Origin of the sequence: Mycetocola saprophilus, from assembly GCF_000718085.1 — a bacterium.
Classification (GTDB): domain Bacteria; phylum Actinomycetota; class Actinomycetes; order Actinomycetales; family Microbacteriaceae; genus Mycetocola; species Mycetocola saprophilus.
The window spans coordinates 823,281-836,338 of the sequence record NZ_JOEC01000002.1; the positions used below are offsets into that span (position 1 = coordinate 823,281).

Sequence of the window (13,058 nt, forward strand, 5' to 3'; positions counted from 1 at the left end):
GGCGGCTCGTTCGCCCCTTACACCCGCATCAACCCGGTCGGCCCCCGACCATCTAAGGACTTACGTTTCATGACTACGCTTCCGTACCTGAACCCCGACCTCACGATTGCCGAGCGGGTAGAAGACCTGCTGGGTCGGATGACCCGCGAGCAGAAGGTGGGGCAGATGCTCCAGCTGGATGCGCGTGATGACCTCGACGATCACGTCCTGGGCAAGCACGTCGGCTCGATCCTGCACACCTCGCCCGAGCGCGTGGTCCGTGCCCACGAGCTGACCGCCGAGACCGAGCTGCGGATTCCGCTGCTGGTGGGTGAGGACTGCATCCACGGAAACTCCTTCTGGAAGGGTGCCACGATCTTCCCGACCCAGCTGGGTATGGCCGGTACCTGGAACGCCGAGCTGACCGAGCAGGTTGCCCGGATCACCGCGGTGGAGACCGCCACCACCGGTGTGCACTGGACCTTCTCCCCGGTGCTGTGCATCGCCCGCGACCTGCGTTGGGGCCGCGTGGACGAGACCTTCGGTGAGGATCCGCACCTGATCGGTGAGCTGGCCTCGGCGATGGTTCGTGGCTACCAGGGCAAGGGCCTGAACGACCCCTCGGCGATCCTCGCGACCGCCAAGCACTTCGCCGGGTACTCGGAGACCCAGGGCGGCCGCGACGCCTCCGAGGCCGACATCTCCCCGCGTAAGCTGCGCTCCTGGTTCCTGCCGCCGTTCGAGCGCGTGGCCCGCGAGGGCTGCCGCACCTTCATGCTCGGTTACCAGAGCACCGATGGTGTGCCGATCACCGTGAACGACTGGCTGCTGAATGATGTGCTGCGCGGCGAGTGGGGCTACACCGGAACCCTGATCACCGACTGGGACAACGTGGGCCGGATGGTCTGGGAGCAGCAGGTTCAGCCCGACTATGCCCACGCCGCCGCCGCCGCCGTCAAGGCCGGTAACGACATGGTTATGACCACCCCGAAGTTCTTCGAGGGTGCCCTCGAGGCCATCGAGAAGGGCATGCTGACCGAGGACGAGCTGCACCCCGCGGTTGCCCGCATCCTGACCCTGAAGTTTGAGCTCGGCCTGTTCGAGAACCCGCGTCACCCCGACGTGGCCGCTCAGGAGGCTTTGGTGGGTCACGAGGACCACACCGCGCTGAACCTCGAGGTGGCTCGCCACTCGCTGGTGCTGCTGAACAACGATGGCGTGCTGCCGCTCGAGGGTGGTTTTGTCGCCGATGAGTCGGGCCGTTCGGTTCCCACCGGTGCCGCCAAGAAGATCGCCGTGGTGGGTCCGCTGGCCGATGACGCGCAGACCCAGCTGGGTGACTGGGCGGGTAACTCCGGCCAGGCCGGCTGGTTCCCCGAGGGCCACCCGCGCGAGATGATCACCACCGTGCTGGATGGTCTGCGGGCGCACACCCCCGCCGACTGGAGCGTGTCCTACACCCAGGGCGCCGACATCCTGACCCTGGCCGCCGACCCCGAGGGTGAGTTCTTCCCGGATGGTCAGCCGCGCCCGCAGGTTGTGGTTCCGACCGCACCGGATGCCGCCCAGATTGCCGAGGCCGTGGCCGCCGCGAAGGACGCCGACTACGTAGTGGCCGTCGTGGGTGACCGCATCGAGCTCGTGGGTGAGGGTCGTTCGACCGCAACCCTGGAGCTCATCGGTGGGCAGATCGCCCTGCTGGATGCCCTGGCCGAGACCGGCACCCCGATGATCGTGGTGCTGCTGGCCTCCAAGCCGCTCGTGCTGCCGGAGTCGGCCCTGAACGCCGCCGCGCTGCTCTGGGTGGCCAACCCGGGTATGCAGGGTGGCCGCGCGATCGCCGAGCTGGCCCTCGGCCTGATCGAGCCCGCCGGACGCCTGCCGATCTCGTTTGCCCGTCACTCGGGTCAGCAGCCGACCTACTACAACCAGATCCGTGGCCAGCACGGTAACCGCTACGCCGACCTGACCCAGACCCCGGCATTCCAGTTCGGACAGGGCCTGTCGTACACCACGGTGGAGTACTCCGACCTGGTCATCGCGGACACCAACCTGACCGCCGCCGACACCGTGCGCGCAACCCTGACCCTGACCAACACCGGTGCACGCCCCTCGCGTGAAACCGTGCAGGTCTACGTCAGCGACACCGTGACCTCGGTCAGCTGGGCCGACCAGGAGCTGAAGACCTTCACCCAGGTGGATGTCGCTCCGGGTGAGTCGAAGCAGGTCTCGATCGAGCTGCCGGCATCCGAGTGCACGATCGTGGATGCCAAGGGTAACCGCATCGTCGAGGCCGGTGCGTTCGAACTGCGCGTGGGTAAGTCCTCGCGCTCCGAGGACGTGCTGCGCGCGACCTTCAACATCGCCTAGTCAGACCACATGCCGACGGCCCCGGGGATTTCCCCGGGGCCGTCGCCGTGTTTCTGCCTAGCGGTAGCCGTCCAGCGGGACATCATCGAGCCACACCGTGGTCAGGGCACCCTCCTCGGCGATGCCGCGCATGATGGCGCGGACGGATTCGCTTGCGCTCTCGTCGCCCACGGCCGAGGGGAGGAGCCAGACCCTGAGCGATCCGCGGCCGGCCTCGACTCGGCGGACCTGCTCGGTGTGGGCGAGCGCCCGGAAACGTTCGGTGAGCACCGGGAAGGGGTTATCGCCGGGGCTGGCGCCCGGCCGGATCGTGTTGGGGAGCGACACGAACTCGGGCACCCCGACACCCGAGGCCGGGGTGATCATGACCACGCCGACCAGGTCGGTACCGTGTTCGGCAATCTGCCGGCTGACGGTGTCGACCTCATCCACATTCGCCAGCCTGAGCGTCAGCGTATTCTCGGTCACCCCGCCGGTGAGACCGAGGGTGTTGTTCAGCCACGTCTGCAGGGCAAGGGCCGCGTCGGTCGGCGGTGCCACCGCGGTATCGGGGACCCCGATTCGCGAGATGACCGGATGGTCCCGATAGAGATCGGGCGAGCGGGTGGTGAGGAATGCGACGATGCCCGCGCTGTCGGGCTCGCTCACGGTGTCGAGCGTCAGGGTATCGGCGAACCTCGCGCTCAGCAGCGGAACCGTCTCGTTCAGTGCCGCCAGATCGGAGGCCAGCGTGGTGACCTCGGCGGCGGATTCGGTGCTGGCGCGGAGGTGATCGCCCTCGATTTCGAGGGTGTTATCGGGCAGCTGCGGGGCGATGGCGGCGAACAGCGAAAACGTGGCTGCCGGATCATTTCCGGTATCCAGCCGAACACGCTGCGTGAATTGTTGGTCCGAGGAGGTGGGGGACGGGGCGAGACCGGGGCTCAGATTGCCGATCGAGACCGTGGACTTCTTGCCCACCGAATCGGCGGCGGCGACGAGTTTCAGCGGGTCGAACTTCTGGGTGGTGCACGGGAAGTCCTGCACGGTGAACGCGGTGTGTTCACCGGTCATCGTGTACTCGAATGTGGTGGCAATGCCACGATCCTTGCCGCAGGTGGCCGCGACCAGGGCGTCGTAGACGCCCCGGTCCGCGGGCAGTTCAACCTGGATGCGCCCCGTGGGGACCAGGGGAACCGCCCGCGAGAGCCCCGACTCGAAGTGGGTGAGACCGGGGACCTGTTCGATGCCGTGCCGATAGGTGTTGAAGGCTTCCTCGTTATTCCCGCTGCATGCCGTGAGCCCGAGCATCCCCAGCCCGAGGACCGTGACGGCGGCAAGCAGGCGAGCGGGGTGCGCGGGGAGGAGACGAGACATACCCAGAGCCTAACCCCTGTTATGGCTTGGGCGTAGCAGTCTCAAGAATCTCAGTCTCGGCCACCGGGGTGGCACCCCGCGGGGACAGCAGGGCGAGGACAACCAGGACCGCCATGGCGATGGCCATCGCCATAAAGCCCCACTGGGCGGCGTGAGCATAGTCGAGCTTGACGCTGTCGAGGATCTGCTGAGCGACCGAGGAGGGGATCCCCGCCGGTAGGTCCTTGGCGGCGCCGGAACCGGCCCCGGTGACCTGGTTGACCACATCGGTGACCTGCGCCGGGGTGGCCCCAAACTTGCCCAGGGAATCGGTGAGCAGGGTGGTCAGGCGTCCGGTCACGATGCTGGCGATCACGGCCATACCGAGCGCACCACCGAAGTTCTTGAGCGTCTGGGTGATCCCGGTGACCTCGCCGTAGCCGGCGTGCGGGGCCCGGTTGATCGCATCGGTGCTGGCCGCGGTCAGCATGAAGCCGATCCCGAATCCGGCCAGGGCGATCGGCCAGGTCTGCGGGTTGACGAAGCTGGTGCCGTCGATATCGAGATTGGTGGAGATCTGGGCGAGCCAGCCGAAGCCCAGGGCACCGGCCACGCCACCGATCAGCAGGACCATGCGGATGCCCTGCCTGTCATAGCGCCGGGAACCGATTCGCGCCCCGATGGCAAAGCCGAGGAACAGCTTGAGGAACAGCAGCCCGGTCACCGAGGCGGAGAGCCCCAGCGAGAGCTGCCCGTAGACGCTGAGGAAAAAGAAGATCGGCACAAACGAGATGTTGGCGATCAGGATGGCCAGGCTGGAGACGCTGAATCCGCGGCTCCGGAAGACGTTCAGCTGCACCAGCGGTGCCGGCGTGTGGTTCTGCCACCAGATGAATCCGGCAAGCAGAACCAGGCCGCCGGCCAGGACCGTCCAGACCCAGGCGGTGCCCCAACCGAGCTCCCCAAAGCGCTGCAGTGCGTAGATCACCAGCGACATTCCCGCGGCCACCAGGACGGCCCCGAGCCAGTCGATTCGGCGATCGCGCGGTGCCGCGGCGGGGGTCACCATCCGCACGTTGCGGGCGATGACCAACAGGACGATCGCGATAATCGCCAGCGGGATGTTGACCCAGAAGATGGCCCGCCAGGTCCACTGGGTGAGGTAACCGCCGGCGATCGGACCGATCGCGGTCATCGCGCCGGTGATCGTGAAGAAGGTGGCCATCGTGCGTCCGCGCCCCTCGCGGGGAACCGACTGCACCAGCAGTCCCACCGCGGCGGGGAACATCAGTGCGCCGGAGAGTCCCTGGAGGACGCGAGCACCGATCAGGATGGGTTCGGCCCACTCACCGGTGGGGGTGATTCCGCACAGCAGCGAGGCCACGGCGAATCCGGCGATGCCCAAAATCACCATGCGACGGTGGCCGAAGAGGTCGGCCAGGCGTCCACCCACCAGGAAGAACGCGGCGGTGGCCAGCAGGTAGGCGTTGATCGCCCACTGCAGACCCTCCTGGCTGAGCCCCAGCTCGGACTGAATGGTCGGTGCCGAGAGGGCAACGATGGTCTGGTCGATCGTGGTCATCGAGACCGCGGTGATCAGTCCGATGCGCAGCAGCAGCGCGGCGGGACCAGCCGAGACGGCGGTGGTTGTGGGAAGTGACATCGGACATCCTTTGGACGGAGAACTCTTACGTTCCCAGTCTCGGTCCGGGGCGTGGCTCCGGGCAGGGCCCATCCGGCTGACCGGCCGTCAACCGTTCGATGGACACCGGACACCGGCCACCAGACACCGGCCGCCAGATGCCGGCCGCCGTGGCCGCGAGCTACGCTTACAGCTTCGCAAGTGTGGCGCGCGCGTCGGCGAGCCAGTCCTCCAGCTCGCCCGCTTCCTCCCACAGCTCATACAGTTCGGAGGTGTCGGCCCCCGCCAGGGTGCGCGTCGCCTGGGTGCGGATCCACTCGATGCGTTCGGGGGAGAGCAGTGCCGCAAACGGGGCCGAATCGCCGCCGCCCAGCGGAAGTGGCTCGCCCGCGCGGGATCGGACAGCCAGCTCGGCGAGGGCCAGGGCGATCTGGCCGCCGTCCACCTCGATATAGTCCTCATCCTCGAACGCCCACGCCACCGATTCAAAGGTGAAGTAGCCCTCGGTGATCGCGACGATCAGATCGCCGGCACCATCGTTATCAAATGCTCCTGTTTCCCAAGCTCCCATGGTTCCAGGCTATCGCTCCGGTTACACTTGATCCAGGAACCACGGCGAAGGGAGACACGGTGTCACTGCTGAGTTTCCTGACCCAGTTCTTTACCGCGGTTGCCGAACAGCTGGTGCACGCGCAGTCCTTCACCATGCTGGCCACCACCGGTGTGACCAGCCTGGTGCTGTTGACCCTGGCCGTGGTGGCCGCCCGCGCACTGCCGAGTATCGGGTTCATGGTGGATACCGCGACCCGAACCCGGGTGCGGGATCCCCGCAACATTCGCCGGCTGCCCAGCCAGAGCAACCCCAACACGTCGGGCAAGCCGCGTCCCCGAGCGCCGGGAGGAATCCTCGGATTCCCCTCCGGCCCGCGCGGTATCCTCGCCTAACACCTCGGTTTTCCGAGGCGGCTGATCGCGCCCGCCCGAACCCATCCTCCACGGTTTCAAACCGGGGGAGTGAGGGGAATCCATCGATGATTCCTTCTTTCTCCTACCCGTTTGGAAACTCCGATGGACCTCTATTCTTTTGGGCCGATTGCCCTCCTCCTTGACGGTGCCTCCTGGCTCGTCACCCGACTGCACGAGTTCGTGGCCCCGCTGGCACCCGAGGCCGGGGCGGCGCTCGCCGTGGCCCTGCTCACGATCCTGGTGCGCACCGCGCTGATTCCCGTGGGTCGCTCCCAGGTCAAGGCCGAGCTGACCCGTAAGCGCCTGGCACCCAAGATCGCCGCGCTCAACGCAAAATACAAAAACCCCGAGGTTCGTCAGCGCAAGCTGATGGAGCTCTACCAAACCGAAAAGGCCTCGCCCCTGGCCGGCTGCCTGCCGCTGCTGCTGCAGATTCCGGTGCTCTCGGCCATTTACGGTCTCTTCATTAAGCCCGAGATTCACGGTGCCCCCAACACCCTGCTCACCGAAACCCTGGGCGGGCTCCCGCTCAGCGGAAACCTGATGACCCTGCTGAACTCGGGGGAGGCCTGGCCGCGGATCGGCATCTACCTGGGCATCGTGCTGATCATGGCGATCACCGCCGAACTTCAGCGCCGCTATCTGCTCCTGCCCGTGGAACCCGCACCCGCCCCGGCCGCCCCGGTTCCCGGGCAGCCGGTGATGCCCGACCTGAGCGGACTCACCAGGGTCATGCGCTGGATGCCGTACATGACCGTGCTGATGGCGCTGTGGGTTCCGCTGGCCGCGGCGATCTACCTGATGATCACCACCGCCTGGACCCTGTGCGAACGCCTACTGCTGCGCCGCATCCTCGGGGCACGCGCGGAGGCGGCCGGCAGCGGCGGCACCGAGCTGGTGCCCGCCTAGCCGGACGCACTGCGGGCCGGTACCAAGATTTTCTCGGTACCGGCCCGCCGGGTGTGTGGGGTGAGCGCAGACGATTTCTGGACTCGCTCACCGCGATGGTTACCGCTTGCGGCTCTTGGACTCCTCGATGCGCTTCTTGAGGAAGATCGCGGTGAGGATCCATCCCCCCAGCGCGGTCACCACCCACACCACGATCGGGGCCAGGATCCAGGCGGTCACATCGGCCAGACCGAGCCCGCCGGGGAAGAGGGTGGCCACAAACAGCGCCACAAAGGTCGAGATCAGGCCGATGCCGCCGAGGATCGGGGTGGCATATTTGCGGGCCAGGTTGAAGATAAACGGGGTCAGAATCGCCTGGGCCACGGTGAAGACCACCACGGCCACGATGAATCCCGAGGCGGTGATGTGCACACCGGGGATGATCCAGGCCGCCAGCAGCAGGCCCAGCGCGGCGGTGCCGAGGTTGATCGCGGTACCAATCAGAAAACGAATCATGCGGTGCTCCCCCAGGATATGAGTCAGTTCTCCGAGTATGGCAGCTTCGGGCTCGGTGCGGAACCATAACCGTAACCGGGTTGTGATCGCCCGCCTCCGTGCCGGTGGTGCCGGGTCGATATGCTGGGGGCACGATTGATCCGGCCGGGGGTGCGGGATCCCAAGATCGCGACGAAAGGCTCTCGATGTCCGCTCGCCACCTGTTTTTGCCCGTGCTCGCCCTGAGCGCGCTGCTGCTGACCGCGTGCGCCTCCGGTCCCGGGAGCACCGCCCCCGCAGAGCACGATCTGGAGGGTACCTGGGTTCCCACTACCTCCTACTCCACCTCCCCGTTTCTGACCCTGGACAAGGACGGCACCTGGACCGGATCGGACGGCTGCAATGGTGGCAGCGGCACCTGGAAGCTCGCACCGAGCGGTACCCTGACCGTGACCTCGGGTCCGAGCACGCTGATCGCCTGCGAGGGGGAGGCCCTGCCCAGTGTCTTTTCGCAGACCGAACGGGTGAGCATTGAGGGCAAGGATCTGATTCTGCAGGATAAGAAGGGGACCACCCTGACGACCCTGGTGCAGGGGAAAGCCCCCTCGACCCCGACTCCTGGTGGCGACGCGGGATCAAGCGCGGTGGTGGGAACCTGGGCGGCCGCCGAACCCGGGGTGGGACAAACCCCTACCCTGATCCTTAATCCCGACGGGACCCTGAACGGCAATGACGGGTGTAACACCCTGATCGGTACCTGGGCACAGAGCGGAGACACCGTGACCCTGGATGCGCTCGGGTCCACCCGGATGGCCTGCGAGAACGTGGACGCCTGGCTCTCCGCGGCCAAGACCGCGCGGGTGACCGACGCGGAACTGGTGATCCAAAGTGCCGAGGGTAAGATCCTCGGTCGCCTGGGCCGGGGCTAGTAAAACCCGCGTTTGCCCCCTGTTTTCTGGGTGAAAACGGTGATTTCCGGCCAATACCGGCCGAGGCTCACCCCGAAGTGGGCAAAAAACGCCTAAAGTGTGGTTGTGTGGCCGCTCGACAAAAACTCAGAAGAACACGAATCCGCTGTGGGGTCCGTGGCTGACCAGAGCGCGCCGGTCGCGCCCGCAAACAACCCGGAAGGCACCGATGTGACCCCGGACACCACGCCCCAGAGCATCGAGACAACCGACGTCTCCGATGCCGCCGTGCCCCCGCGCCCCACCCCGGTCGCCCAGCCCGATCCCGCCGCCGAGCGTGCCCGCTGGATCGAGCAGATTCGATCCGTGGGCGGCACCTCGCCGCTGCTGTTCTTCACCGATGAGCCGCGCACCCGAATCGAACTCTCCTCGACCCACCCCGGCGGTCTGCCGCAGTTCATCACCGGTCACTCGACGCTGCTGTCGAACCTGATTCGGGATGAGCTCGCGCTGCGCCGGGCCAAGTCCGCCGCCGATGTGATCACCACCAAGGGTGTCGAGCTGCGCACGGTGCGCGGCATCGAGGCCGTGCACCTGGCCATCGGCCTGGCCCAGTGGCGGCATGACGGGGTGGATTACTGCGCCCCGGTGCTGCTGCGTCCGGTCGCGATTCGCCGCTACGGCAAGGATTACGAGCTCAAGCTCAAGGGCCGCTCGGTCATGAACCCCGAGCTGGTGCGCGCGATGCGCGAGCAGTTTGGCATCGCGCTGGACGCCGACGCCTTCGAGGCGCTCTCGGTGGCCAAGGGTGTGTTCCAGCCCCAGCCGGTGATCGACGAGCTGCGCGGGATCACCCGTCGCCTGGAGTGGTTCAGCGTGCAGCCGCGCCTGCTGGTGTCGACCTTTGCCGATATCGGACCGGCGCTCGCCCGCGACGTGCAGTCGCGCCAGCACCCGATCCTTGAGGCCATCGCCGGGGATGCCGGGGCCAAGAAGCTCGTGGACAGCCTGTTCCTCCCGGTGGATGCCGTGGGGCAGGACGAGCGTCCGCCCACCACCGACACCCTGCTGCTGGACGCCGATGCCGAGCAGGAAAACGTGATTGCCCAGATCACCGCCGGCAACTCCCTCGTGGTGCGCACCCTGCCCGGAACCGGTGGCACCCAGACCGCGGTCAACGCGATTGGTGCCCTGGTCTCCCAGCACAAGCGGGTGCTCGTGGTGGGTGCCCGGCGCTCGGGCCTGGACGGGATCCGTCACCGCCTGGCCAAGGTGGGTCTGCCCGGACTCTCGGTGGGGCCGACCACCGTGCGCCGCGACCTGATCGAGGCGATCAGCCGCAATGAGAAGGCCGTCGCCCCCAAGATTGCCGACGTGGATGACGCCCTGGTGCGCCTGCGCCGGGTGCTGCTCGACTACCGCGGCGCGCTGTCGCGGATCGACCCGACCCTGCGGGTCTCGGTCATCGACGCCCTGGAATCGCTGACCCGCCTGGGTAACCTGCCCTTCCCGCCCTCGACCGCCGCGCGGCTTGACCTCACCTCGATGGGGAACCTCGCCGGGGACCGCCGATCCATCTCGCAGAAGCTTGCGGCCGCCGCGGCACTGGGCGAGTTCCAGTACGGTCCCGGAGACTCGCCCTGGTACGGCGCCACCTTTGCCACCACCGCCGAGGCCAAGGCGACCCACGCGCTGGCAAAGAAGCTCAACCGCACCGAGCTGCCGCGCCTGCTGGAGCGCGCCTACGATCTGATCGGTCACACCCGGATGCGGCCGTTCGAGTCGGTCGAGGAGCTGGGTGTCTACCTGCGCCTGCTGCTGGATCTGCGCGACACCCTGGACAAGTTCTCGCCGAGCGTGTTTGACCGCTCGCTCGAGGAACTGATCATCGCCCACAGCTCGAGGCGCGATTCGCCGAGCATGAACACCGCTAACCGGCGCCGGCTGAAGAAGCTGGCCCGCGAGTATGTGCGCCCCGGCGTGCACATCGCGGACATGGAGGATGCGCTGCGGCGGATCCAGGCGCAGCGTGTGCTCTGGCAGCGCTACGTGTCCACCGGCGCGATGCCCGAGGTGCCGCTGGGCATCGCCGACGTGCAGGTGACCTATCAGCGCGTGGTGGACGACCTCTCGCGCCTGGACGGTCCGCTGCACCGGGTGACCCGGGATGAGCGCCTGGTGGCGCTGCCGGTTAAGGAACTGGTGCGTCTGATGGCCGGACTTGCCGCCGACTCGCAGGTCATGGAAAACCTGCAGGAGCGCACCACGCTGATCGCCGAACTCAAGGATCTGGGCCTCGCGCCGCTGATCACCGACCTCTCGGTGCGTCACGTCCCCGAGGAGCGCGTGGCCGACGAGCTCGAACTCGCCTGGTGGCAGTCGGTGCTGGAGCACCTGTTGGCCACCAATAAGGCGCTGCTGGGTGCGAACACCAGCGTGATCGACCGCCTGGAATCCGACTTCCGCCTGGTGGATGAGGCTCACGCCTCCGCCCAGGGCGCGCAGCTGGCGACCCTGCTGGGGGACACCTGGAAGATCGGACTGGTGGACCACTCCGAGGAGGCCGCCGCGCTGCGCACGCTGCTGCGCGGAGCCGCGGTGGATCCGATGGCCCTGGAAAATCAGGCCCCGCATCTCTCGCGCATCCTCTCCCCGGTATGGGTGGCCTCGCCCTATGAGGTGCACCTGATCCCGGATTCGCTGCGCTTTGACACCGTGTTCCTGATCGACGCCGGTGCGACCACCCTGGCCGAGAACGCCGCGGCGATCGGCCGGGCCAAGCAGGTCGTGGCCTTCGGTGACCCGGTCACCCAGAGCCCGCTTCCCTTCACCCTGGCCGCGTCGGATCCCTCCCGGCACGAGGCTCAGAACTTCGACATCGAGGCACTGCACGGGGATTCCGCGCTCGCACGCCTCGGCGAGCTGCTGCCCACGCTGACCCTGACCCGCAGCTACCGGGCCGGGGGCGAGGACCTCAGCCAGCTGGTCAACCAGCGCTTCTACGAGGGCGAGATCGAATCCCTCCCGTGGGCGGGCTCGTTCCTCGGTCACGGCAGCCTGACCGTCGACTACGTCAAGGGCGGAAAGGGCATGCCCGATCCCGATACCGGCGGTGTCGAGTCGGTGGATGCCGAGGTGTCGCGCGTGGTGAACCTGGTTCTGGAGCACGCGGCGAATCGTCCGCGGGAGTCCCTGATGGTGGTCACCGCGAGCGTCAAGCACGCGACCCGGCTCAACCAGGCGGTGCTCTCGGCCTTCGCTCAGCACTCCGAACTGGCTCACTTCATCCTGCGCGAGCGTGCCGAGCCCTTCGCCGTGCTGACCCTGGAACAGTCGGTGGCCGAGAGCCGCGACCGGGTGATTTTCTCGCTCGGTTACGGCCTCACCCCGCACGGTCGGGTGCTGTCAAACTTTGGTGCGCTGGGCGAGCCCGGCGGCGACCGCCTGCTGGCCGTGGGCATGACCCGTGCCCGGCGTTCGATGGTGATCGTGTCCTGCATCAAACCGCAGGATATCGATCCGGCCCGCACGAGCCACGGGATCGCGGCGCTCGCCGAGATCCTGCGCAAGCCCGTGCAGCACGTGCCCGCGCCGCCGAACACCGAGGGTGCCGAGCCGATGATGGTGGACCTGGCCGAGCGCCTGTACCGTCGCGGCCTCGACGTCGAGGTGGGCTACCGCGGTTCGCTCGCGCTGGTCGCGTCGTATAACGGCAAGGCCGTGGCCGTCGAGTCCGATCCCGAGGTGACCACCGAGTCGCTGCGGGAATCGCTGCGCCTGCGTCCCGACGTGTTGCGCCGCCTGGGCTGGCACTACCTGCGGGTGCACTCGTTCGACCTGTTTGCGGACCCCGAGGGCGTCAGCGCCAAGGTGACCGCCCTGCTGGGCGTTCCCGAGGCGCGGCCGGCGGCACCCGCCGAGCCCGAGGCTTAGCCCCGCACACCGGGCGTACCCGCCGAGGCCTAGCCCCGCACGCAGGCCGTACCCGCCGAGCCCGAGGCTTAGCCTCGCACACCGGCGGCCCCGCCGAACCAACCGAGGTCTCACGGGCGCGCCGCCGGGTGCACCCGCCGAGCGTGCCCCGCGGTACGCTGGAATCATGAGCGAGAACACGTCCGAACCGATTCGTCGTGTGCCCGGCTCGCGTCGTGTCCGCACGGCCGCGGTGCCCGGCAGCGATCCGGCGCCGCAGGCCGGCACCCGCCCCGTGCGCGCCGCCGAGGACTCCGACGCGGGATGGGGCGGCAAACCCGCCCAGACCTCCGGAGACTCCGGCAATGACGCCCGCATGCGCGCCGACGTACCCCCTCACTGGGGCACCCACACCCGCTAGATAACTAATCCTCACTGGAGCCGAGGGTGGACCGGCGATAGGGTCGGCCCATCGGCAATTCGAAGCAACCGGCTTCGGCACCCGTGAGGAGACCTCGATGACCACCGCAGTTTATGTTGGACCGCTGGTAACGCTCGCCATT

Annotated in this window: 10 protein-coding genes; 6 read left to right on the forward strand and 4 right to left on the reverse strand. The window is 67.6% G+C overall.

Annotated elements, in window-relative coordinates; all coding sequences use genetic code 11:
* The first annotated feature begins 69 nt into the window (after positions 1-69).
* Positions 70-2,349, forward strand: coding sequence for an exo-beta-d-1,3/1,6-glucosidase (locus IE92_RS0109565; protein ID WP_030148274.1), 2,280 nt, complete (start codon positions 70-72; stop codon positions 2,347-2,349).
* A 57-nt stretch (positions 2,350-2,406) separates the two neighbouring features.
* Here IE92_RS0109565 and IE92_RS0109570 read toward each other — a convergent pair whose 3' ends face one another.
* From IE92_RS0109570 to IE92_RS0109580, 3 genes are all read right to left on the reverse strand, one after another.
* Positions 2,407-3,705 carry a hypothetical protein gene (locus IE92_RS0109570; protein ID WP_030148275.1) on the reverse strand — a complete coding sequence of 433 codons (1,299 nt, stop codon included), beginning with the start codon at positions 3,703-3,705 and terminating at the stop codon, positions 2,407-2,409.
* A 19-nt stretch (positions 3,706-3,724) separates the two neighbouring features.
* Positions 3,725-5,347 carry an MFS transporter gene (locus tag IE92_RS0109575; protein ID WP_162178501.1) on the reverse strand — a complete coding sequence of 541 codons (1,623 nt, stop codon included), beginning with the start codon at positions 5,345-5,347 and terminating at the stop codon, positions 3,725-3,727.
* 166 nt (positions 5,348-5,513) lie between these two features.
* Complete coding sequence (locus IE92_RS0109580) at positions 5,514-5,897, reverse strand: DUF4259 domain-containing protein (protein ID WP_030148277.1); 384 nt, start codon at positions 5,895-5,897, stop codon at positions 5,514-5,516.
* Between the two features lie 59 nt (positions 5,898-5,956).
* Here IE92_RS0109580 and IE92_RS0109585 point away from each other — a divergent pair, with 59 nt between their 5' ends.
* A complete protein-coding gene (locus tag IE92_RS0109585) occupies positions 5,957-6,271 on the forward strand; it encodes a DUF6412 domain-containing protein (RefSeq protein WP_030148278.1) in 315 nt (104 codons plus the stop codon).
* Positions 6,272-6,394: 123 nt separating this feature from the next.
* A complete protein-coding gene (locus IE92_RS0109590; RefSeq protein WP_030149652.1) occupies positions 6,395-7,201 on the forward strand; it encodes a YidC/Oxa1 family membrane protein insertase in 807 nt (268 codons plus the stop codon).
* 99 nt (positions 7,202-7,300) lie between these two features.
* On the opposite strand, the gene IE92_RS0109595 is transcribed toward IE92_RS0109590, so the two are convergent.
* On the reverse strand, positions 7,301-7,696 hold the full coding sequence (locus IE92_RS0109595; protein ID WP_030148280.1) for a CNNM metal transporter family protein: 396 nt from the start codon (positions 7,694-7,696) through the stop codon (positions 7,301-7,303).
* Positions 7,697-7,881: 185 nt separating this feature from the next.
* On the opposite strand from IE92_RS0109595, the gene IE92_RS17325 reads away from it, so the two are divergent.
* The 3 genes from IE92_RS17325 to IE92_RS0109610 all read left to right on the forward strand — a co-directional run bounded on the left by IE92_RS17325 (position 7,882) and on the right by IE92_RS0109610 (position 12,916).
* Complete coding sequence (locus tag IE92_RS17325; RefSeq protein ID WP_051701633.1) at positions 7,882-8,604, forward strand: META domain-containing protein; 723 nt, start codon at positions 7,882-7,884, stop codon at positions 8,602-8,604.
* A 156-nt stretch (positions 8,605-8,760) separates the two neighbouring features.
* Entirely contained in the window at positions 8,761-12,516 is a 3,756-nt protein-coding gene (locus IE92_RS0109605; protein WP_245601255.1) for an AAA family ATPase, read from the forward strand.
* 166 nt (positions 12,517-12,682) lie between these two features.
* On the forward strand, positions 12,683-12,916 hold the full coding sequence (locus IE92_RS0109610; RefSeq protein ID WP_030148283.1) for a hypothetical protein: 234 nt from the start codon (positions 12,683-12,685) through the stop codon (positions 12,914-12,916).
* The last annotated feature ends 142 nt before the right edge of the window (positions 12,917-13,058 follow it).

Excerpts from the sequence above, each read along its gene's own strand:
- IE92_RS0109565 (WP_030148274.1), top strand. The coding sequence starts at position 70 with ATGACTACGCTTCCGTACCTGAACCCCGACCTCACGATTGCCGAGCGG.
- IE92_RS0109570 (WP_030148275.1), bottom strand. The coding sequence starts at position 3,705 with ATGTCTCGTCTCCTCCCCGCGCACCCCGCTCGCCTGCTTGCCGCCGTC.
- IE92_RS0109575 (WP_162178501.1), bottom strand. The coding sequence starts at position 5,347 with ATGTCACTTCCCACAACCACCGCCGTCTCGGCTGGTCCCGCCGCGCTG.
- IE92_RS0109580 (WP_030148277.1), bottom strand. The coding sequence starts at position 5,897 with ATGGGAGCTTGGGAAACAGGAGCATTTGATAACGATGGTGCCGGCGAT.
- IE92_RS0109590 (WP_030149652.1), top strand. The coding sequence starts at position 6,395 with ATGGACCTCTATTCTTTTGGGCCGATTGCCCTCCTCCTTGACGGTGCC.
- IE92_RS0109595 (WP_030148280.1), bottom strand. The coding sequence starts at position 7,696 with ATGATTCGTTTTCTGATTGGTACCGCGATCAACCTCGGCACCGCCGCG.
- IE92_RS17325 (WP_051701633.1), top strand. The coding sequence starts at position 7,882 with ATGTCCGCTCGCCACCTGTTTTTGCCCGTGCTCGCCCTGAGCGCGCTG.
- IE92_RS0109610 (WP_030148283.1), top strand. The coding sequence starts at position 12,683 with ATGAGCGAGAACACGTCCGAACCGATTCGTCGTGTGCCCGGCTCGCGT.